Origin of the sequence: Vibrio sp. TRT 1302 (assembly GCF_050113875.1) — a bacterium.
In the GTDB taxonomy this organism is placed as follows: domain Bacteria; phylum Pseudomonadota; class Gammaproteobacteria; order Enterobacterales; family Vibrionaceae; genus Vibrio.
On sequence record NZ_JBNJOF010000001.1, the window covers coordinates 44,843 to 67,203 of the forward strand.

Genomic DNA, 22,361 nt, shown 5'->3' on the forward strand with positions numbered 1-22,361 from the left:
GTTACTTCACCAATAAATGCTGACGGTCGAGAACATTGGTTATATGACGGAACCAGTGATCGGAAACACGCGCTTTGTCTTCTAGCCACTCAATGTAACCGCGGCTCTGGAAGTAACGCAGTGTGCCGGTGATCTCGGCAATGCTCAACTGAGTACATTCGGACAGTATCTCTGGAGAAGCGATCTCCAATTGAACGATAGAGCGCAGCACAGCCAACATAGGTTTGGGCATTTTCTCCAACTCTTGTGATTCAGGAGCGCGGAATAGGCGAATATAAACCTGCTCAGTCTCTTTATCGCGGTTTAATGACAACCTAAAAAAGCGCAGCGCGACGGTAGGGTTGCCATCAGAGTAATGCCATAGAATTCGGTAGAATCCTTGTTTAGCACGCTCTTCTTCGGTGACCTCTTCCTGATCCCACTGTTTGGGAACTACTAAACCCTCAAACGAAATCTGCTTCTGTTCAGGTTGGTTGATCCGGGTATCGAGTAACTGGTGGATCTGTTTCTCTGTCCAACGAGGCAGGAAAGAGACCAAATCAAACAGCAGACGTTCACCACGAGCACGATCGACAAAACGCCAGCTGGCTTTCTCAATTGCGATAACAACGCGATGGTTCTTTTTAGAACGACGCAAGAGGTTAGTAAGACGAATCAGATCAGTCAGTCCTCCGACCATTGGTTTCACAAGTCGTTGAGCGTTATCCACGGCAATTAAGTAAGTGGTGTCACTTTTTCGCAATTGAGACAAGATTTGAATCTCTGTTGCGTCTTCTTCTAGGCCAAGGCTGACGGCCAAATGCGCGAGCAATTCGCTGTACCCCGAGTAAGGACAACTGAGATACATAGGCTCGGCATTTTTCACTTTATTAAGAAGCCCACGCAGGAGTGTTGTGGTTCCAACGCCACGTTCACCCGACACTACGCATATCGCCGGACTGTCGCTCATCAAATACTTAGACAACTGCTTAATTTCATCACCCGCATAGTCGATGATGGTGCTGTCAAAACTCCCAGGTGAAACGTACTCAAACGTCTCATTACCTTTAACACGTACTAAGTTGCTTTGGCCGTTGCTGTTTCCAGTTTGCTTAGCGACCTCAATACGGAACAGGTAGGCGAGTGCTTGACTGAAAAAACTGTAGTTTGAAAGCGCAGAGACGAGCCTATGTTTGAAGTGGTGAATGATTAACCACACCATTGCCATCGCTGTTGCAGGAATACTCAGTAGCAAGGCATCTTTACGGCTTACTGCCCAATTAACCCATACTGGTCGGTCGGTTAATGGCTCAACCGTCGCGAATACTTTGCTACGCCACAAACGCAAAATGGATAAGGTCACCAAAACAAACCAAGCGTAAAGGGCGCTATATATCCAATAGTAAATGGTTCCTTTACCGAGGGTGCGCATTGAGATTTGTAAGATCACACCAGCGACAATGGCGCTCCAGACGTAGCGTCGAATGGTCGAGAGTCTCAAAGCAACAACTTCTGGATTCGATGAGCGACTATTGCGATACGCAAACTCTAGAATAAAGCTGATCGCTATGGAGCCACCGAGCACCCACCAAGTAAATATCTCTAAGATAATCAGGTGCTGAAGACTTGGAATACCGGAAAGTACACGTAGTGATAAGGTAATCGCGATCAGGAAAGCGATCGCTCTGTTAGCACGACTGATATACCAGATAAGGCGAACCCACAATGCAGGCTTAGCTTTCGACTCAAGCTGAGTTTCTTTGAATAGATGAATCAAGCGCTTGCTGTTTGCTAGCCACCAGACCAGACCAAAATAGATAAACAGTACTTTCAACCCGGCCCAAATGACAGGAATCGGTGAGATCAGGACTTCGCCAAGCAGTGATTTAAAACTGCGTAGCTGAAAATAGATCCAGTATTCAAGGTTAAGCTGGGTTTGATGCCATTCCTGCTTAAACTGAGTTACCCCGTAAGGGCCGAATCCCGTTAGCTTGTCACGGTTAACTGAATCGGTCAGGACAAGCAGTTGCTCCTTACTTTTTCCAAGACTGGTTAACGTCAGATAACTGGATTCCGTGTCAAACCAAGCATCGTCACCACCTTGATTGCGGAAAGTCGCGAGGTTTTTCTGGAAATGATCAACCTGTTTTCGCTGCTCAGTAAGAACGGCATCAAGTAGCTGGTTGACCTTTCTTCTATCTTGAGCCGTCATAAACAAAGCTTCAGGAAGGTTCGCTATTTCTTGTTCAATGTCGCTACTGACACTGTCCACCTGAGGAATTGCCTTGAGATCATACTGCCAAGCTGCCAAAGCAGGAAGCGCAGTAATCAAGCTAGCCATACATAAAAAGCGTACGATTAAACGCATAAAAATCTCTTATAACTTATGAGGTTAGAGTTAGTTTAGTAGTTTTAGAAATGAAAGCGAGTGAAACACCCACTTATTTGAGCTGCAAAACTATATTCTTAACTTTGCGTCAAGTGTCATACCGATGTCATTAATCATAGTGATCCGATAATTGAGAGAATCCTTACAGTGCAGTCACTTACCGAAGTAAATTCAACAATCAGCTCAGTTAAGAGTATTCCTACAATGTCAGCTAGTACACTAGTGCATGAGTAGAGTAAATGCTCAAATTTGGAATGTCACTTTACTGATTAATGTAAATACATAGATAGAGAAATTTTGTAATTTTGAGTCTCAAAATAACTTATTTATAAAATGGATGACTCAGCATGAAAAAGATAATTCTAGCGACTGTATTGATGGCAGTAAGTGGCTCAACGTTCGCTTCAGACTTTATAAACTTAGATGTCGCAGGACCGCGTTTCGGTTTCCAGACGGTGAACTCAGAGCTTGAACTATCAGGGAATAACATTCAGGACACGACGGTCAAAGGTGATATGGATGGGGTAGAAGTTGGCTTCGATTTTAACCGAGTATTCGGTACCACCTTCTCATACAGCAAAGGGGATGATAACGGCTCTGACTACGACGATGTTCGAGCGGCTGGTGAATTTGGATATACCTTCTTCTTTGATGATGAAAAAGAGTTTTCAATTAAGCCTTACGGCTCTATTGGTTGGGAGAAGGCAAACATCAAAGATAACTCGCAACTCAGTTTTGACGCGTCAATGTCTGGCCTGACTGCGGGTATCGGTGCGCGAGCAACAATCTTCAAGTACGGGTATGTCGGTGTCGAGTACACAGCTCTGACTGGCAAGATAATTGGAATCGACACAACATTGACCAATGCGCGAGTTTCAGTCGGTGGCCGAGTTACCTTCTAAACCCACTGAGTATTGCCAATAAATTGAAGGAGCCGTTAAGCGATTAACGGCTCCTTTTTGATATATCTGCAACATGTTATGTAGTTCACACTTCTTACCTGTTACAATAGCGCCAAATTTACATCAATACATTTAGTAATTAGCCATATCGTTTTGATTATTAAGGCTAATTCATTAGGGGGATAGTCCTATCATAAGTACAGCTAATATCACTCAGCAATTTGGCGCTAAGCCGCTGTTTGAAAACATTTCGGTAAAATTCGGTGAAGGTAACCGCTACGGCCTGATTGGTGCCAATGGATGTGGTAAGTCAACCTTTATGAAGATCCTTAGCGGAGAACTTGAGCCGACTGGTGGTAACGTAAGTTACGATCCTAACGAACGTGTGGCAAAGCTGAATCAGGACCAGTTCGCTTATGAAGAGTTCACGGTAATCGATACGGTTATCATGGGCTATAAAGAACTTTGGAAAGTTAAGCAAGAACGTGACCGCATCTATTCATTGCCAGAAATGAGCGAAGAAGAGGGCATGTTAGTTGCGGATTTAGAAGTTCAGTTCGCTGAAATGGATGGCTACATGGCCGATTCTAAAGCGGGTGAATTGCTTCTTGCTGTGGGTATTCCAGAAGAACAGCACTATGGATTGATGAGCGAAGTAGCACCTGGTTGGAAGCTACGTGTTCTTCTTGCTCAGGTTCTGTTTGCAGACCCGCATATCATGCTGCTTGACGAACCAACCAACAACTTGGATATGGACACTATCCGTTGGTTAGAAGATACGCTAAACCAACGCAACTGTACGATGATCATTATCTCGCACGACCGTCACTTCCTAAACTCTGTATGTACGCATATGGCGGATCTGGATTACGGTGAATTACGAATCTATCCGGGCAACTACGATGAGTACATGACCGCGGCTTCACAAGCACGTGATCGTCTACTGTCTGACAATGCGAAGAAGAAAGCTCAGATCGCTGAACTACAGACCTTCGTCGCACGTTTCTCGGCTAACGCATCTAAAGCTAAACAAGCGACTTCTCGTGCTAAGCAGATCGACAAGATCCAACTGGCAGAAGTAAAAGCATCGAGCCGTCAAAACCCATTTATTCGTTTTGAACAATCGAAAGAGTTGTTCCGTAATGCACTGATCGTTGAAAATCTGAGCCAAGGTTTTGAAGAAGATCTGTTTAGTGATTTCAACGCTATATTCGAAGTGGGTGAGCGTGTTGCTATCATCGGTGAAAACGGTGTCGGTAAAACCACACTACTGAATACACTAGCGGGTGTACTAGAGCCTCGCACAGGTGAATTTAAGTGGTCAGAAAATGCTAACATCAGTTACTACGCTCAAGATCATGCTCATGACTTTGAAGAAGATATGAACCTGATGGATTGGATGGGCCAGTGGCGTCAAGCGGGAGATGATGAACAAGTTATCCGTAGTTTCCTTGGTCGCATGCTGTTCTCTCAAGATGACATCAAGAAGTCAGTGAAAGTACTCTCTGGTGGTGAACAGGGGCGTATGTTGCTTGGCAAGATCATGATGCACAAACCGAATATGCTGTTAATGGACGAACCGACAAACCACATGGATATGGAGTCGATCGAATCGCTTAACAACGCGCTTGAGCAGTACAAAGGTACGTTATTCTTCGTGTCGCATGACCGAGTATTTGTAGACTCACTGGCTACTCGAATTATTGAAATCAAGAACAACAAAATTACTGATTTCAAAGGAACGTATTCAGAGTTCCTTAAAGCTCGTGGTATCGAGGGATAATTCTCTCCAGCCAGACAAGTATAAGCCTCCTTTCGGAGGCTTTTTTATATCAATACTTAAATTGCGCCACAATTCTCTCGAGTTTTTGGCTGACACCTGAAACTTGCTCACTACACTTCACTGAGCCTGATACCACCTGATAGGTGTCATTGGCCAAATGTGCAATCTCTGTAATGTTTCGGTCGATTTCACTCGATACCATTGATTGCTCTTCAGAAGCCGTCGCAATTTGGGTGTTCATATCGAACATTTCACTGATCTGCTCACTGATCCTCTCTATCGCATTTACTGCCTGATGGGTATGATGATTGGTTGTACGAGCTTGTTCAGCACTGGAAGCCATCGCTTGTGCTGTCACTGAAATACCTTGTGTTAATCCCTGAATCGTCGCTTCGATTTGCTGAGTGGAATTGTTAGTTAGATGGGATAACTGGCGTACCTCATCCGCAACCACAGCAAATCCACGTCCACTTTCACCGGCTCTTGCTGCTTCAATCGCTGCATTAAGGGCGAGGAGATTGGTTTGCTCGGCGATACCTTGAATGGTGGCAATCACTTGATTGATCTCTCGGCTCTGTTCTTCGAGAGCCATGATTTTCGATTGTGACTCCTCAATGCTTTCAGCTAACGAGTCGATACGTCTGCCAGTCTCATGGGTCAGCTCTAGTGCGTTCACTGCTTCACTACTGACATGCTGCGCGTTACTTGCTGCTGACTCGATATTTGCTGTGATTTCGTTGGTTGTCATCACCAATTCATTGACAGCGGTTGCCACCGATTCCGACTCCAGTTTTTGCTGCTCCGCATTTCTCATGCTCTTTAGTGCCGATTGCTCGGAACTACAGGAGCTTTGACTGAGAACACCCATTACTTCAGCTAGTTCTTTAATATGTCCATGCAGTGAAGAGATAAATAGATCAAACGAATTAGCTAAGGTGGCCAGTTCGTCACTACCTTTTGCGTTCATTCTAACGGTTAGATCGCCGTTGCCTGTTGATATTTGCTGCATAAGACGATTAATGGCTTTGATACGGCTGAGAATACTGCGCCCAATCAGGAAAAGTAACCCTGACATAAGAACAACGATCGCACTGCCAATCATGTGCAGTTGCCTTTTTATCGCTGACGAAGCGTTGGTAATAGCAGTGTTGATGTCACTTTGCAGATCTGCGATGGCTTGCTCGGTTTGATGAACGTTTGAACGTAGCGTCCCACGAAGACCTAAACTTGAAGAGAGTCCTAAGGTTTTATTCGCCGTCACGTGCGCGATCGCGATATCCCGATATAGGTTGTAAGCGTTAGCCAGTTGATCATTGAGAGGAAGAGACGCGAAGGATTCTAAAGCCCGCTCGTATCGCGCAATATTCTTTTCGGTTGGGGATGCTAGGTAGGTGAGATCAATTTCTAACAGCTGCAGTAGAGAAATGTACAGCTGGATATCGTCCTGTTGGTTTATCTTGCGTTTTAATTGTTCACGTTCGTTATTGAGTCGTGAGGTCAGGCTGGTTGGAGTATCTTTGCCATCTAACTGGTTGACGAGTTTAGCGAGTTGATGGAACTGAGTTTGGTATTGAGTGAGCGTTGCAACAATTTGGCTGCTTGTCTGTCCCAAACTTAGCTGATTCTCCAGCAGTATCTGTTCCAGTTGATTTATTCGGTTGGAAAGCTGCTTAAACGTTTCATCAAAACTCGCAATATACTTGCTGTCTTTCCTTGCGAGGAAATCTTTTTCATGACGCCGCAGCATTAACAAGTCGACAGAGCTATTTAAGTTTTCGCTTGCCGCATATTCGAGAGAGTCAATTCTATTTAAACTGGTCTGTTCGTAGTAGGCATATATGCCAACCCCGACCAGCAGAGTAAGATTTATTAAGATCAGTTTCATTCTGATCGACAATGACAGCGAGCGCTGCTTTTCAGGTGATTCAGACATGAACACCTCCCATTGTTAGCCATTTGACGAGATATATCCCTTGTTGTAGTAATCTTTGTTACATTTTTATGACAGGGAATATAAAACTAATAGCGCATGGGAGGTGTTTTGCAAGTATCGGTTAACTTGTTGGATTGCCTTTTACGTCAAATTCCATTTTATCTGCGCCGGTAAATACCTGGAACCTCAGTCCTTTGGCTCGAGCTATGGTGGTAATTCCAAATTTTTGCGCCAAATCTAACCCCATTTGCGTCACACCTGAACGGGATAACAATACGGGAATTCCCATTTGAGCGACCTTAATCACCATTTCTGAGGTTAAGCGGCCTGTGGTGTAGAAAATTTTGTCATCACCGCTTTGCTCATTGAGCCACATTTCACCGGCTAGCGTATCCACTGCGTTATGACGGCCTACATCTTCAACAAAAGAAAGAACTTCATTGGCTTTACATACCGCACAACCGTGAACGGCGCCGGCTTTTTTGTAGGTGTCGTTGTAGTGAGTCAGGGCTTCGAGCGCGGAGTATATTTCTGATTGCTTAATTTTTACTTGAGGAACTTGATAGTTTTCGAGTTGTTTCATCACGTTGCCGTACATGGTGCCTTGGCCACAACCTGATGTGACGGTTTTTTTCTTCAGTGCACCCTCGACTTGTTGAGTGTCTTCACTGGTGATGACCGCTGCGGTATGAGTTTCCCAGTCAATAATCACAGATTCCAATGCCTGTGGATCGGAAATAAAACTCTGGTTTTTTAAATAGCCAAGCACGAGTGACTCAGGACGAGAGCCTAATGTCATCAAGGTAACCACTTCTTTCCAGTTAAGCATGACGGTTAAAGGACGTTCGCAAGCTATCTGTTTGGTGAGCTTTTCACCGTATTCATCAAACACTTCAACTTCAAGTGTCTGCATTGGGTTTTCACTGGTTCTAATAATGTTTGGTTTAACCACAGAGTTATCCTATTCGATCTATCCGCATTCGCGGAGTGCTGCTTGCAAATAATGTTCCGCCTTAATAATAAGGGTCGGGAATCGCTTTGTTTAGGACTAGGTACAAATATTGCTAAGTAAAACCCAGATTGTATCAGTTACACAATCCAAACCTGACAAACAACAGTGTACAAGTTGGTGAACTATGCCAGAACAGCAAACTATGTCCGTTAAAGCAGAAAAATCCGAAGATTTATGGTCAATCGGTTGCAATTTAATTGCGCATGAAATTAGTACCGGACTATGGACGACGACGCAGTGGCAACTTTCAAGCTTTGATCTTCAGCCAGATGAGTCGCACCAGAGAGTCATTGCTCTGCAACTGCATCGGGATGAAAGAACGGATTACCGTTTTAACTTAAGTTCTCAACAACCTAAGTTATTTTTAGTTCTTGATACAATGGAGTCCGAAGACGACCCTAATATTGTCATACTCACAGCGTCGCAAAGTGTTGCTGGCCAATACATGGATGGCGATTACTTGGTGCTTTCTAATGACATGCCGCTTGCGGTACAAGCTTGGATGGAAGCGTATATTGGTCGTCATGGTGAACTGCTAGAAGAAAGACGTAAAAAGCGTAAAGGGGCGGGTAGAGCAAGTGGCAACTAGTTTCCTAAGTCGCTGGTCACAACGTAAACTTGATGCTCAAGGTAATGAGCCTGAGTTAGTTGAAACAGACGAAAGTGCAAATCTGCCAGATAACGCTGATTCTTCACTGGAACTTGCGACCAACACCCCCGAACAACAGAGTGCAGAAGCGAGTGAATCCGAGCTCAGCGTAGCGTCTTTGTTGGCTTCAGAAGCGGAGTCAGCGGTCAAAAAGGCCGCGTTACGCAAACTCTTTTTATCAGGGCAATTCAGTGAGATTGACGGGCTTAATGATTACGATCATGACTATAAAGCGGTTAAGAGTCTCTCTTCAGAAGTCGCCAGCAAACTTCGCGAATGGGTCAACGCAAGCGAAGAAGAGTCCAAACCGTCTTCTGACCTGGATAATAATATCGAGTTAAACGATCAAGATTCCCTGATTCAAACCGAAGAGGTTGAACAAGAGTCAGAACTCGAGCAAGAATCGATGGGACAAAATATACCACACAATAAATAGGTACATTTTGACTAAACCATCAATTAACAGAGTGGGACAATTTGTCTCACTCTGTTTTTTTGTCACCAATAAAGATAAGGAAATATTCTAATTCATTGATTTTAATGTAAATAAAAGTTGGTACAGCATTTGCTATTAAGAGCACAGGTGAATATTCCGTTCTAACTGGAACTGAGCAATGCTAAAACAACTACTACAAGAATCATCGTCAACAGCCAATGGTAAAGCGCGTCTTTATGCATTTGAGAACACGGTTGAACTAACGAACTTAATTCCGCCCACGGTAAGTTACGAGAGTGGTGGTAATACGCTTATCGTCGGTCCGACTTCAATCATCGAAAGCGCTGCGGCTCAATTGGGTCAAATGAATAGCCTTACCTTGCTTTCTACTGATGGCGAACAAGGTCAACACGCGAATCTGTATTACGCTAACACAGTTCAAGTATCAGGATTCCTGGGCACCTTCTCGGTGGTAATCGAAAACAACGGCCTTGAGAGCAATCTGGCGAAGGTCGCGTTGAATCATGATTGTTTTGATATCGTTTTGGATCTTTGTCTCAACAGTTGCATGAGTGAAGAGGTTCCTGTCCCTGGTTATTACCCAGTTGGCAGAGGTTATCCAAAACTGGCTGAAGCATTAGAAGAAATTCCGACGCTGATGGGGACATTTGATAAACCCAAATTTTTCCGTCTAGACACAGACAAATGTGCGCATAGCTCTCGTGGTGTAAAAGGTTGCGAGAGATGTGTTGACGCCTGTCCTGCTGGTGCGTTATCGAGCGAAGGCAGTGACAAAACTGGACATCGCATTGAGATCAACCCTTACTTATGTCAAGGGGTCGGTACTTGTGCCACAGCTTGTCCGACAGAAGCGATTCACTATGCGTTACCAAATCCACAAGATACACAAAAATTCATCGAACGTACGTTAGCAAATTATGAATCAGAAGGTGGTGTTGATCCGATCGTACTGATTTGTAGTTCTCGTCATGAACAATACAACGTGATGGCGCTTAAAGCGCTACCTGATAACGTCATCCCTATCGTTGTGGAAGAGTTACCGTCTGTTGGCGTCGATTCTTGGTTTGCTGCATTAGTGAATGGCGCAACGCAAGTGTTGTTCGCCGCGAGCCGTTTCATGCCTGAAACGATTCAACGAGTCCTAAACAACGAAGTCGCCGTCGCACAAGAACTGCTGGCTCAAATCGGTATCGCGAAAGAAACGATCGACATCTTATACCTAGAGTCATTGCGCGAAGGTGCGCCGATCTTGTGTACGGATTCATTTGACCTCGCATTGGGCGATTTATCGGGTAATAAGCGTCAACGACTGTTTACTGCTTTAGATGCGCTTGCTCAGTCAAGAATTCCTGTCGACAACATCGTCGAACTCCCGGCCAATGCTCCTTACGGCAATATTTCATGCAAATCGAGTGATTGTACTCTGTGCATGAGTTGTGTGGCTGTGTGTCCAACTCGTGCGTTGCACACTGACGGTGACTCCCCGTCGCTCAAGTTCGTCGAACAAGACTGTATCCAGTGTGGTTTATGTACTAAAGCGTGTCCAGAGCAGGCTCTTACCATGACAACACGTATGAACTGGGACAAGGCGAGTCGTCAGCAAGCGACGATAATCCATCAAGAAAAAGCCGCGGAATGTATTCGTTGTCAAAAGCCATTTGCCCCACAGTCAATGATTGACATGCTTCAGAATAAGTTACGCGGTCACTCTCATTTTTCAGATCAAGCTTCGCTAAACAGAATTGCGATGTGTGAAGACTGCCGTGTTGTCGATATGTTCGAATCGATGGCAGAAGACCCAACTAAACAACTGAATTACTAGGGTAGAAAGCAATGGAAAATCAACAACAAACTCTACGCGCTGAAATTTACCTTGTGCTATCAGCACTATTCCGTCAGGCGCCATCAGAAGAGATGGTGAGTTTTCTCAGTGAGTTGGAGATTGAACAGAGTGCAAGTGCAATGCAGTCAGCTTGGATTGGTTTGCAAAACGCCGCCCGAGAATCTAACCAAGAAGCGTTAAACGATGAGTATCAAGAATTATTCATTGGTATTGGTCGTGGTGAAGTGATGCCTTTCGCCTCTTGGCATCTAACCGGTTCACTGATGGAAAAACCATTGGCTTCGATTCGTCACGATCTAGCAATTCTTGGTCTAGAGCGCGAGGAGCAAGTCAAAGAGCCAGAAGATCACTTCTCAGCACTTTGTGAAGTGATGTCTGTACTTACCGCTGAAGATGAAGAGCTGCAGCAGGTGTTTTTCAATAAGCACTTAGCAACGTGGTTTAACGCGTTAACGAAACAGATCAAGTCTGCTCAACACGCCAATTTCTACGTGGCGGTTGCCGAATTAACTGACGCATTTATGACCCTTGAGCAAGTGCGTTTTAGTGAAAATCTACAAAGTGGAAAAAACAAATTAAAAATTGATGTTAAGAACGTGACTGAGTACGAGCAAGCTCAGCAATAAGCGTCACATCGATGCAATACCTACTAATAAGGGTAAGGAAGCAATAATGAAAGACGATAATAAGTTAAATCAAAGCCGCAGGGATCTTCTCAAAGGCTTAACGACGGCAGCAGTTGCTGGAGCGGTAGTCGCTGGAACCACTAAAGTGGCTAGTGCTTCAGAATCTGTATTGCCAAAACAAGACGTGAAGAAAACTGGCTATCACGAAACTCAGCATATTCGTGATTACTACGATACGCTATAGGAGCCTAACCGATGAAACTAGTTAAACGCTCCGATAGTGTGAGCAAAGAGCAACACCAACTCGGCGTTTCGCGCCGTGCCTTTATGAAAAACAGTACCCTAGCAGCAGGCGGGGCCGTAGTAGGGGCAAGCCTGTTCGCACCAGGAATGATCAAAAAAGCAGAAGCTAAGTCAGTTGATCCTTCAGCGAAAACCGAGATCAAGAGAACGATTTGTTCTCACTGTTCTGTAGGTTGTGGTATCTACGCTGAAGTACAAAATGGTGTTTGGACAGGCCAAGAGCCTGCATTTGACCACCCATTCAATGCTGGTGGACATTGTGCAAAAGGTGCAGCTCTGCGTGAACATGGCCATGGTGAACGCCGCCTCAAATACCCAATGAAGCTCGAAAATGGCAAATGGGTCAAACTGAGCTGGGATCAAGCTATCGAAGAAATCGGTAACAAGGTTCTCGATATTCGTAAAGAATCTGGTCCAGATTCCGTTTACTGGTTAGGCAGCGCAAAGCACAGTAACGAACAAGCGTACATGTTCCGTAAAATGGCATCACTTTGGGGAACCAATAACGTAGACCATCAGGCGCGTATCTGTCACTCAACCACAGTAGCTGGGGTAGCAAATACTTGGGGCTACGGTGCAATGACGAACTCGTTCAACGATATGCACAACTGTAAGTCGATGCTGTTTATCGGTTCGAACCCTGCTGAAGCGCACCCTGTGGCAATGCAGCATATCTTAATCGCTAAAGAGAAAAACAACTGTAAGATCGTTGTTGCTGATCCTCGTCGTACACGTACCGCGGCAAAATCTGATCACTATGTTTCGCTTCGTCCGGGCTCAGATGTTGCGTTTATCTGGGGTATTTTGTGGCATGTGTTTGCTAACCAGTGGGAAGACAAAGAGTTTATCCGTCAACGCGTGTTTGGTATGGATGAAATTCGTCAGGAAGTCGCTAAGTGGACTCCTGCTGAAGTTGAGCGCGTAACTGGCGTCTCTGAAGCTGACGTATACAAAACGGCGAAACTGCTTTCTGAAAACCGCCCTGGATGTGTTGTTTGGTGTATGGGTGGTACTCAACACACCACAGGTAACAATAATACCCGTGCATACTGTGTACTGGAACTTGCGCTAGGTAATATGGGTAAGTCAGGTGGCGGTGCGAACATCTTCCGTGGTCACGATAACGTGCAAGGCGCGACAGACTTAGGCGTACTTTCTCATACGCTTCCAGGTTACTACGGCCTTGCAGATGGTTCATGGAAACACTGGGCGAAAGTGTGGGATCTTGACTACGAGTGGGTTAAAAATCGCTTCGACCAAAATGAGTACCGTGGTAAGAAACCTATGAACAATATGGGTATTCCGGTTTCTCGTTGGATCGATGGCGTTTTAGAGAACAAAGAAAATATCGAGCAGAATGACAACATTCGCGCGATGTTCTACTGGGGACACGCGGTCAACTCGCAAACTCGTGGCGTCGAGATGCGTAAGGCAATGCAAAAATTGGATATGATGGTGATCGTTGATCCATATCCAACAGTTGCTGCGGTAATGAACGACCGTACAGACGGCATTTACCTTCTTCCAGCGACCACTCAGTTTGAAACTTACGGCAGTGTGACAGCGTCAAACCGTTCTATTCAATGGCGTGACAAAGTGGTAGAGCCGTTGTTCGAGTCAAAACCTGACCATGAAATCATGTACCTTCTGACTAAGAAGCTTGGTTTCTCCGATCAACTGTTTAAAAACGTAAAAGTTGAAAACAACCAACCACTTATCGAAGACATCACGCGTGAATTCAACCGTGGTATGTGGACGATTGGCTACACTGGTCAAAGCCCTGAGCGTTTGAAAACACACCAACAAAACTGGCACACCTTCCACAAGACGTCGTTAGAAGGCGAGGGTGGTCCTGCTCATGGTGAAACCTATGGTCTACCATGGCCATGTTGGGGTACGCCTGAGATGAAACATCCGGGTACGCATATTCTTTATGATACATCTAAGCCAGTTGCTCAAGGCGGTGGTAACTTCCGTGCTCGCTTTGGTGTCGAATTTGAAGGCAACAATATCCTAGCTGAAGATAGTTATTCTAAAGGCTGTGAGATTGAAGATGGATATCCAGAATTTACCGACAAACTGATCAAAGCACTCGGATGGTGGGATGACCTCACAGCGGAAGAGAAAGCCGCAGCAGAAGGCAAAAACTGGAAAACGGATCTCTCTGGTGGTATTCAGCGAGTTGCGATTAAACATGGTTGTATTCCATTTGGTAACGCGAAAGCGCGTGCTGTGGTTTGGACGTTCCCAGACCGTGTTCCGCTACACCGTGAACCACTATACACACCTCGCCGCGACCTTGTTGCTGATTACCCAACATGGGATGACAGTGAGTCAATCTACCGTCTACCGACCATGTACAAGTCGATCCAAGATAAAGATGTCTCTGCTGAGTACCCAATCATACTAACCTCTGGTCGTTTGGTTGAGTATGAAGGTGGTGGTGAAGAGACGCGTTCAAACCCATGGCTCGCTGAACTACAACAAGAGATGTTTGTTGAAGTTAACCCGAAAGATGCGAATGACCTTGGCTTTAAAGATGGCGATATGGTGTGGGTAGAAGGTGCTGAGAAAGGCCGCATTCACGTAAAAGCTATGGTGACTCGTCGAGTGAAACCAGGCCTTGCCTTCATTCCGTTCCACTTCGGCGGTAAATTCCAAGGTGAAGATCTTCGTTCGAAGTACCCAGAAGGTTGTGACCCATATGTCATTGGTGAATCTGCAAATATTGCCACCACTTATGGCTATGATCCTGTTACTCAGATGCAGGAAACTAAAGTCACCCTATGTAACATTCGCAAAGCGTAAGGAGTCCACTGATGGCTAGAATGAAATTCCTTTGTGACACCAAACGCTGCATCGAATGTAACGGCTGTGTCACTGCATGTAAGAACGAAAATGACGATGCGCTTGAATGGGGCATTCAACGTCGTCGCGTGGTCACACTCAATGACGGTGAACCGGGTGAAAACTCGATTTCGGTTGCATGTATGCACTGTACCGATGCGCCATGTAAAGCCGTGTGTCCCGCTGACTGCTTTGAACATACCGAAGATGGCATCGTATTGCACAACAAAGATCTTTGTATCGGTTGTGGTTACTGCTTATTCGCGTGCCCGTTTGGGGCTCCTCAGTTCCCTAAACAAGCTTCGTTTGGTGAACGCGGTAAAATGGACAAGTGTACTTTCTGTGCTGGCGGCCCTGAAACTGAACCAGGTTCAGTAGAAGAACGCCAAAAATACGGTGCCAACCGTATTGCAGAAGGCAAGCTACCAATGTGTGCTTCTCTATGCTCGACAAAAGCGCTGCTTGCCGGTGATGCAGAAAAAGTCTCTGACATCTTCCGTCAACGTGTTGTTGAACGTGGAGCCAAGGGCGCGGGCTGGACAGATGGCAATGATCTGTCTTATGACGCAACGAAAAGCTAAAGGCGGAGAGATTCATGTTTTCAATGTTTAAACGTGCATCTCTTGCGATGCTGTCACTGATGGCAGCATTGCTTTTTGCTTTGTCGTTGCCTGCGCATGCTGAGCAAAAAGAGTCTGATGTTGCACAACGTGAAATGACGCAATTAGCTGGTGCCGATTATTGGCGTCAAGTTCGTCAGGGCGAAGTGGGCTACACGACGTCTCAGTTCCCAGAGCACGGAATGCTAATTAGTACCCCAGGTCAAACTTGGTACATTTTAAAAGAAAAATGGATGTCTCCTGCGGGAGCTGTGGCGATTTTCGGTAGTATCGCATTAGTGACCATGATGTATATCGTGATTGGTCCGCTAATGTTAAGTGCGCCACGAACAGGCAAAAAGATCAAACGCTGGTCTCGTCTTGATCGTGCGCTGCACTGGAGTATGGCATTCACCTTCTTAACCCTTGCGTTTAGCGGCTTAATGCTGGTTTACGGTAAGCATTTCCTTAAACCTTATATCCCAACAGAGCTGTGGGGATTTATCATTATGTTGGCTAAACAATATCACAACTACATAGGACCCATTTTCTATGTGTTGCTGCTATGTGTGCTCATTAAATGGTGGCGTAAATCTACCTTCAAGAAGGTGGACATTGCTTGGTTTATGAAGCTTGGAGGTATGGTTGGTAAACACAAAGGTTCTCACCCTTCAGCTGAGTTCTCGAATGCGGGTGAAAAAGCGTTATTTTGGCTTCTGATCGTTGTTGGTAGTGTTGTCGCGTTCAGTGGCTTAGTGTTGGATTTCCCAATCTTCGGTCAGACTCGTCGCGACATGGAGCTCTCTAACTTAGTTCATATGTTGGCTGCGCTGATCCTTATCTGCGGCTTTGTCTTCCATATCTACATCGGTTTGTTCGGTATGGAAGGTGCGCTTGAAGGTATGGTTACCGGTGAAGTTGATGAGACTTGGGCAAAAGAACATCACGATCTTTGGTACCAAGAAATGATGGCTAAAGAGCAGGAACAACAAACAACAACCGCTCAAGATGTGAAAGGAGTGCGCGCCGATGAGCAAGCCTAATAACGGGATTTGGGTAGCGTATATCCTGAGCATATTTACTCCGTTCACTTGTCTTATCTCTGGAGTGATCGCGATTATCTATGCCGGTTATCGTTTGGATAAAGGAGAGGATGGTGAGATTGTTGATTCACACTATTATGGTTTGATTCGTACTTTCTTCCTAAACCTAACCTTCTTTGTGGTTCTGATTATCACAGTCGCGACGTCTAATGGTGTCCTGATTGGTGTTAACGACTACTGGTACAACAGTAATGTTATCGATGAAATCGCGTACTACATCCCTTATGTGGGAATGCTGTTTGGTGCGATTGCAATATTGTTGTGGTTTGTGCGCATGTATCAAGGGATGCAGAAGCTCAAAGCGAACCAGCCGTTTAGCATGGTCAAAGGCCCAAATTTATAGCTAATCTAAAGCCCTGTTCAACAGGGCTTTTTTATTGCCTGCACAAAATTTGAGCGCATTAAATTGGTGCGGACTCACCAAATAAGTGCATTTTTATGCGTCATTCTTATCCTTCTTTGCGCGTCTTTACCACTCGAATTTCATTTTAATAATTAAAATCAATGAATTACATGAATTGATAATTATGTGATTTATTTGGCACAAAGCTTGCCCTAGCTATGTCTCACTATCAATTCACCAATATGGTGAAATAAAAAAGCCTAACGCACAGACGTTGGGCGACAAAGGAGACAAATGACAATGAGCGTAGATGCCAGTCAGGTACATGGAGCGGTACAAACCCTGACACAAAGTTCAGATACACTGTTCTTATTACTCGGTGCAATCATGGTATTTTTGATGCACGCAGGCTTTGCTTTTCTTGAAGTAGGGACAGTCCGTCACAAAAACCAAGTCAACGCACTCGTCAAGATTCTTGCCGATTTCGGCATTTCTGCCATCGCATACTTCTTCATTGGATATTGGGTCGCTTATGGAGCCAATTTTTTCGCTGACGCAGAAACCTTATCGCAAGGAAACGGTTACGAATTAGTGAAGTTCTTTTTCTTACTAACGTTCGCCGCTGCGATTCCTGCTATCGTATCTGGTGGTATTGCCGAGCGTGCACGTTTTTATCCCATTTTAATTGCAACGTTTTTTACGGTAGGTTTGGTATATCCACTGTTCGAGGGCATGATTTGGAATGGCAACTACGGTGTTCAAAACTGGTTTGAAACACAGTTTGGCTATGGTTTTCATGACTTTGCAGGTTCGGTCGTTGTTCATGGTGTCGGTGGATGGATAGCGCTAGTCGCGGTGATTTTCCTGGGCATGCGTAAAGGCCGTGTTCGTGCAGGTAAACACACAAACTTTGCCCCATCTAATATTCCGTTTCTGGCGTTAGGTGCGTGGATTCTATGCGTCGGATGGTTTGGCTTTAACGTCATGTCAGCTCAGACACTGAATGGCATCAGTGGCCTTGTGGCAATGAACTCATTAATGGCGATGGTGGGCGGTATTGTCGCTGCGCTAATTGCGGGCAAAAACGACCCTGGCTTTATTCACAATGGTCCTCTAGCAGGACTGGTCGCGGTTTGTGCGGGTTCAGACCTAATGCACCCAATTGGTGCGTTGGTCACAGGTTCACTCGCTGGCGCTCTGTTTGTTTACTTATTTACCTACCTACAAAACAAGACAAAAATTGACGATGTACTGGGTGTTTGGCCTCTGCATGGCGTATGTGGCGCGTGGGGCGGTGTAGCGGCAGGTATTTTCGGCCAGAGTGCTCTCGGCGGCCTTGGTGGCGTCAGCTTAACAGTGCAAGTTTTAGGGACCTTGGCGGGCATTTCCGTTGCTCTAGTCGGTGCTGTGTTCGTTTATGGTGTCATCAATAAACTGACTGGTCTTCGCCTTTCTGAAGAAGATGAGTTTAACGGTGCAGATTTAGCGATTCACAAAATTTCGTCAACAAACGAAGATTAAACTCGTGAAGATTGATGTTTCGGAAGGCAGCCAAGTGGCTGCCTTTTTGTTTAACCTCACAAAAAATGGGTAAAACTGCGATAACTTCGACCATGGTCTAATCTTGTTGGCTTATACCGAGAATCAGACAATGCTAAGCTAACTCAATGAACACTAAAGAGGATGTGGTATGAAGCTCCCGTATCGTAATGTCGTTGTATTAACCGGCGCTGGAATCTCTGCTGAGTCTGGTATTGAAACGTTTCGCACACAGGATGGGCTGTGGGAAAACCACCGTATAGAAGATGTGGCAACGCCAGAAGGCTTTGAGCGTAATCCAGATTTAGTGCAAGACTTTTATAATAAACGTCGCTTAGGACTACAAAATCCGACAATCAAACCAAATCCTGCTCACATTGCTTTAGGCAAACTCGAGCAGGAGCTAGAAGGTACTGTCACCGTTATTACCCAAAACATTGACAATCTCCATGAACGTGGAGGAAGTAACAATGTCATCCATATGCACGGCGAGCTATTAAAAGCGCGTTGCAGTGAATCCAATCAGGTTGTTGAAGAGAAGGGTGAAATCCAAACGGGTGATCTTTGCCATTGCTGTCAGATCCCTGCTCAAATGCGGCCTCATGTGGTTTGGTTTGGCGAGATGCCTTTAAAAATGGGCGATATTTATGCGTCATTAGAAGCTGCTGACTTGTTTGTTTCTATTGGCACTTCTGGGGTCGTTTATCCCGCCGCTGGATTCGTGCATGACGCTAAAATGCATGGCGCACACACGATTGAAATCAACTTGGAACCGAGTGCAGTAGAAAGTGAGTTTGAAGAGAAGCGCTACGGTAAGGCAAGTGTGGAGGTGCCTAAATTGGTGGAAGAGATCCTCCAACTGCAACGTGAAGATGTCAAACACGCGTAAACCCGCTTATGTCTACTCTCAGCCTTCGCGCTGAGAGTGTTTCATTTGATACATCGCTTGATCCGTTTTGATAAGCGCTTCTTTGAACTCGTGTCGCTTGGTTTCTGATTCGATACCGTAGCTATAGCTGATCGCCTGCTTTTCAATGGTTTTATCAAGACGTTCAATTAATAGCGAGCTTTTTCCTACAGGCACAACCGCAACGAACTCATCACCACCGATGCGATAGGCGCTACCTTCATCAGGTAGCGAGGATTTCAAACTTTGAGCGAAGCGAATGATCAGTAAGTCACCAGCTGAATGTCCCTCGTTATCGTTCACCAATTTCAGGCCATCAAGGTCGAAGTAAATTAAGTCAAACGTGTCCAGTTTTATCTCTGCCAGTTTCTTGCGGTTATAGAGACCGGTGAGTTCATCTTCGGTGGCTTTATTGTGCATCTCTTTAATCAGTCGTGTCATGCCAAACGCGATTAAGAGATAAGCGATTTGCAAGCTACCATCTTCAATCATTGTGTGAAGAAAATCGTTGCGATCTGCCCATTGGTCGAGAAATTCTATCTCCGTCACCACATCATAAGCTTGATTAATCATTAGCAGTAAGAAGCCGTTCCTGACTAAACGATTCGTCGCCACTCTTTTGGCTAAAACGAAATAGATAAAGAGCAAGATGAATAAGGTATTTGACTCGAACAGTAAATCGTGACGAGATTCAATGTTCATTGTGCGACCGAAGTAAGTCGAGATGAGTGTGGCAGCACCGATGAAAGCTAAAGAGAGTAGGACTAGTTGATACTTAGTATTTATATTCACTAGTTTCTCCTTAGAGAAGGGCTTTTGAGGCGGCGGGATACAAATAAAGCGACCGGAGCCGCTTTTTAAGTATATAACCGAAACCAATTTTTGGATTAGTTATTCACTTTTAGTTTCTGGAAGTATTCGTCGTAAAGTACGCTTGCTTCACCAACTTCATCTTGCCATGTACCACTGTCCATAACAGATTGTGGAGGGAAGATGCTTGGATCATTCGCGAATTCTTCTGGGAGTAGGCGATGCGCAGTAGCAACAGGAGTAGGGTAACCAATCTCTAGTGCAATCTTAGCGGCGTTCTCTGGACGAAGTAGGAAGTCGATCATTTTGTGTGCAGCATCAACGTTTTTAGCGCCAGCTGGAATCGCTAGGCTATCCATCCAGAAAATGGTGCCTTTTTCTGGCCAGATGATATCGATTGAAGCGCCTTCTTCACGCGCCATGTACGCACTGCCGTTCCAAAGCATGCCGAGTGATACTTCACCAGCTAGGTATGGGTTTGCAGGAAAATCAGAGTTAAAAACTAATACGTTTGGCATTAGCTTTTTCAGTTCGTGGTAAGCAGCTTCGATCTCTTTTGGATCGGTTGTGTTTGGTGAGTAACCTAGTTTGGTTAGGGCAATATGGAACACTTCGCGAGAGTCATCCATTAACATCAATTGACCTTCCCATTTGCTGTCCCAGAAATCGTCCCATTTGGTGACTGACGACTTGTCTAGCATGTCTGAGTTGATGCCAATGCCCGTTGCGCCCCAGATATAAGGGATAGAGTAATTGTTGTTTGGATCGAACGGCTTGTTAAGGAAGTTAGTGTCTAGATCACTGAAATGAGACAGCTTAGTTTTATCGATTTGTTGAAGCATGCCTTCTTTGCGCATTTTTGACACGAAGTAAGTAGACGGTACTACTAGATCGTAACCAGAACCTTGGGTCTTAAGCTTGGCATACATGCTTTCGTTAGACTCGTAAGTCGAGTAGATAACTTTGATCCCAGTTTCTTTTGTAAAGTCTTCAAGAACTTCATTTGGAATGTATTCAGACCAGTTGTAGAAGTAGAGTTCTTGATCAGCAGCCATTGCAGGAGTAGCGATCAAAGTCGCTGCGCACAGTGCGCTTGCATAGAATTTACTTTTCATTATGTTTCCGTTTTTCTTTGCTTAGTCAGCATAAGGCCCATCCAAGCCAAATACTCTGATTAAGCAGTGAGTTAACTTTCTTGTCAGGACAACAAGAGATACAAAACGGAATTATATCAGCCCAAGACCAAAATAGGCAGCCAAGGCTGCCTATTTTCATAATTTTCGCTGACTTATTGACCAGCTTTAAGTTTAAGGAAGTATTCCTCGTACTTAACCGTCAAGTCACCCACTGAATCTTGCCACTCTACGCGGTCAAGATCTTCTTGAGAAGGGAATAGTGGAGCGATGTCTTTGAACTTCGCGTTAGACTCAGCAACAGCAGTCAGATAACCTGTGTCACGAGAAATCTGCTCAGCAATTTCTGGACGTAGTAAGAAGTCGATCATCTTATGTGCCGCATCTACGTTTTTCGCACCAGAAGAAATAGCAAAGTTATCAACCCAACCGATACCGCCTTCTTTAGGGAAGACAAGTTTAAGGTTCATACCTTCGTTTTGAGCTGCCGCTGCGCTGCCATTCCAAAGCATACCAACGCCAACTTCACCTGACATGTAAGGAGCACCCGGGTTATCAGAGTTAAATACCAATACGTTTGGCATTAACTTTTGAAGTTCCGCGTACGCTTCATCAATCTGTTTAGGGTCAGTTGAGTTACCAGAGTAACCTAACTTACGCAGAGCGATGTGGAACACTTCACGAGTGTCATCCATTAGCATTAGCTGACCTTCAAGCTCTGGGTTCCATAGATCCGCCCAGCTTTGAAAATCATTCGCGTCGTACATGTCTGTGTTTACCGCAAGACCAGTAATCGCAACAACGTGTGGAATAGAGTAGTCGTTGTTAGGATCGTATGGCTTATCTAGGTAGTTTTTATCAAGGTTGTCGAAGTTTGACAGCTTAGACTTGTCAATCTTCTGCAACATACCTTCGTCACGCATTTTTGCTACGAAATACGTTGAAGGTACTACTAGGTCGTAACCTTGATTATGAGTTTTTAGCTTCGCGTACAAAGTCTCGTTAGACTCGTAAGTCGAGTAGATAACTTTTATACCCGTTTCTTTGGTAAATTGCTCTAGGATATTACTGTTGATGTAAGGACCCCAGTTCATAAATACCAGTTCTTTATTTTCGTCCGCTGCCACTGAACCAGAGAACAGAGAAAGCGCACATGCACTACCAGCTAATAGAGTAGCCCATTTCTTCATTGACGTTAGCTCCA

19 protein-coding genes are annotated in these 22,361 nt (G+C 45.0%); 13 read left to right on the forward strand and 6 right to left on the reverse strand.

Translation table 11 applies throughout. From position 1 onward, the window contains the following. Nucleotide 1 precedes the first annotated feature (1 nt). Nucleotides 2-2,347, reverse strand: coding sequence for an AAA family ATPase (locus ACQEXP_RS00210; RefSeq protein ID WP_426967425.1), 2,346 nt, complete (start codon nucleotides 2,345-2,347; stop codon nucleotides 2-4). Between the two features lie 368 nt (nucleotides 2,348-2,715). Between ACQEXP_RS00210 and ACQEXP_RS00215 the strand changes: the two genes are divergently transcribed. Further along, entirely contained in the window at nucleotides 2,716-3,270 is a 555-nt protein-coding gene (locus tag ACQEXP_RS00215; protein WP_426967427.1) for an outer membrane beta-barrel protein, read from the forward strand. Between the two features lie 190 nt (nucleotides 3,271-3,460). Next, nucleotides 3,461-5,053, forward strand: coding sequence for an ABC-F family ATPase (locus tag ACQEXP_RS00220; RefSeq protein ID WP_426968005.1), 1,593 nt, complete (start codon nucleotides 3,461-3,463; stop codon nucleotides 5,051-5,053). 49 nt (nucleotides 5,054-5,102) lie between these two features. Here ACQEXP_RS00220 and ACQEXP_RS00225 read toward each other — a convergent pair whose 3' ends face one another. Continuing rightward, complete coding sequence (locus tag ACQEXP_RS00225) at nucleotides 5,103-6,986, reverse strand: methyl-accepting chemotaxis protein (protein WP_426967429.1); 1,884 nt, start codon at nucleotides 6,984-6,986, stop codon at nucleotides 5,103-5,105. Between the two features lie 121 nt (nucleotides 6,987-7,107). Next, entirely contained in the window at nucleotides 7,108-7,938 is an 831-nt protein-coding gene (gene fdhD / locus ACQEXP_RS00230) for a formate dehydrogenase accessory sulfurtransferase FdhD (protein ID WP_426967431.1), read from the reverse strand. A gap of 184 nt (nucleotides 7,939-8,122) precedes the next feature. Here fdhD and ACQEXP_RS00235 point away from each other — a divergent pair, with 184 nt between their 5' ends. The 11 genes from ACQEXP_RS00235 to cobB all read left to right on the forward strand — a co-directional run bounded on the left by ACQEXP_RS00235 (nucleotide 8,123) and on the right by cobB (nucleotide 19,196). Next, nucleotides 8,123-8,587, forward strand: coding sequence for a DUF3305 domain-containing protein (locus ACQEXP_RS00235; RefSeq protein ID WP_138971909.1), 465 nt, complete (start codon nucleotides 8,123-8,125; stop codon nucleotides 8,585-8,587). Further along, a complete protein-coding gene (locus tag ACQEXP_RS00240; protein ID WP_426967432.1) occupies nucleotides 8,577-9,083 on the forward strand; it encodes a DUF3306 domain-containing protein in 507 nt (168 codons plus the stop codon). The genes ACQEXP_RS00235 and ACQEXP_RS00240 overlap by 11 nt, the downstream gene beginning before the upstream one ends. Before the next feature lie 178 nt (nucleotides 9,084-9,261). Beyond that, nucleotides 9,262-10,926, forward strand: coding sequence for a 4Fe-4S dicluster domain-containing protein (locus ACQEXP_RS00245; RefSeq protein ID WP_426967434.1), 1,665 nt, complete (start codon nucleotides 9,262-9,264; stop codon nucleotides 10,924-10,926). Nucleotides 10,927-10,937: 11 nt separating this feature from the next. Further along, complete coding sequence (locus tag ACQEXP_RS00250) at nucleotides 10,938-11,573, forward strand: TorD/DmsD family molecular chaperone (RefSeq protein WP_269376462.1); 636 nt, start codon at nucleotides 10,938-10,940, stop codon at nucleotides 11,571-11,573. A gap of 46 nt (nucleotides 11,574-11,619) precedes the next feature. Beyond that, nucleotides 11,620-11,817: a twin-arginine translocation signal domain-containing protein gene (locus ACQEXP_RS00255; RefSeq protein ID WP_138971905.1), complete on the forward strand. Its 198-nt coding sequence runs from the start codon at nucleotides 11,620-11,622 to the stop codon at nucleotides 11,815-11,817. A gap of 11 nt (nucleotides 11,818-11,828) precedes the next feature. After that, complete coding sequence (locus tag ACQEXP_RS00260; protein WP_426967436.1) at nucleotides 11,829-14,684, forward strand: formate dehydrogenase subunit alpha; 2,856 nt, start codon at nucleotides 11,829-11,831, stop codon at nucleotides 14,682-14,684. Nucleotides 14,685-14,695: 11 nt separating this feature from the next. Continuing rightward, nucleotides 14,696-15,304, forward strand: a complete 609-nt coding sequence (gene fdh3B / locus ACQEXP_RS00265) for a formate dehydrogenase FDH3 subunit beta (protein WP_006878919.1) — start codon at nucleotides 14,696-14,698, stop codon at nucleotides 15,302-15,304. A 14-nt stretch (nucleotides 15,305-15,318) separates the two neighbouring features. Further along, nucleotides 15,319-16,365, forward strand: a complete 1,047-nt coding sequence (locus ACQEXP_RS00270; RefSeq protein ID WP_269376464.1) for a formate dehydrogenase subunit gamma — start codon at nucleotides 15,319-15,321, stop codon at nucleotides 16,363-16,365. Beyond that, complete coding sequence (locus ACQEXP_RS00275) at nucleotides 16,352-16,768, forward strand: hypothetical protein (RefSeq protein ID WP_269376466.1); 417 nt, start codon at nucleotides 16,352-16,354, stop codon at nucleotides 16,766-16,768. Before ACQEXP_RS00270 ends, ACQEXP_RS00275 begins: the two co-directional genes overlap by 14 nt. Before the next feature lie 300 nt (nucleotides 16,769-17,068). Next, the gene (locus ACQEXP_RS00280; protein ID WP_426968007.1) at nucleotides 17,069-18,289 is read left to right on the forward strand and encodes an ammonium transporter; all 1,221 of its coding nucleotides are present in this window, start codon (nucleotides 17,069-17,071) and stop codon (nucleotides 18,287-18,289) included. Nucleotides 18,290-18,458: 169 nt separating this feature from the next. Next, nucleotides 18,459-19,196 carry a Sir2 family NAD+-dependent deacetylase gene (gene cobB / locus ACQEXP_RS00285; RefSeq protein WP_269376467.1) on the forward strand — a complete coding sequence of 246 codons (738 nt, stop codon included), beginning with the start codon at nucleotides 18,459-18,461 and terminating at the stop codon, nucleotides 19,194-19,196. A gap of 18 nt (nucleotides 19,197-19,214) precedes the next feature. Here cobB and ACQEXP_RS00290 read toward each other — a convergent pair whose 3' ends face one another. The 3 genes from ACQEXP_RS00290 to ACQEXP_RS00300 form a co-directional block, all read right to left on the reverse strand. Then, the gene (locus ACQEXP_RS00290) at nucleotides 19,215-20,006 is read right to left on the reverse strand and encodes a GGDEF domain-containing protein (RefSeq protein WP_426967439.1); all 792 of its coding nucleotides are present in this window, start codon (nucleotides 20,004-20,006) and stop codon (nucleotides 19,215-19,217) included. 95 nt (nucleotides 20,007-20,101) lie between these two features. Beyond that, nucleotides 20,102-21,139, reverse strand: a complete 1,038-nt coding sequence (locus ACQEXP_RS00295; RefSeq protein WP_269376470.1) for an extracellular solute-binding protein — start codon at nucleotides 21,137-21,139, stop codon at nucleotides 20,102-20,104. A 173-nt stretch (nucleotides 21,140-21,312) separates the two neighbouring features. Next, nucleotides 21,313-22,347: an extracellular solute-binding protein gene (locus tag ACQEXP_RS00300; RefSeq protein WP_269376471.1), complete on the reverse strand. Its 1,035-nt coding sequence runs from the start codon at nucleotides 22,345-22,347 to the stop codon at nucleotides 21,313-21,315. Nucleotides 22,348-22,361: the final 14 nt, after the last annotated feature.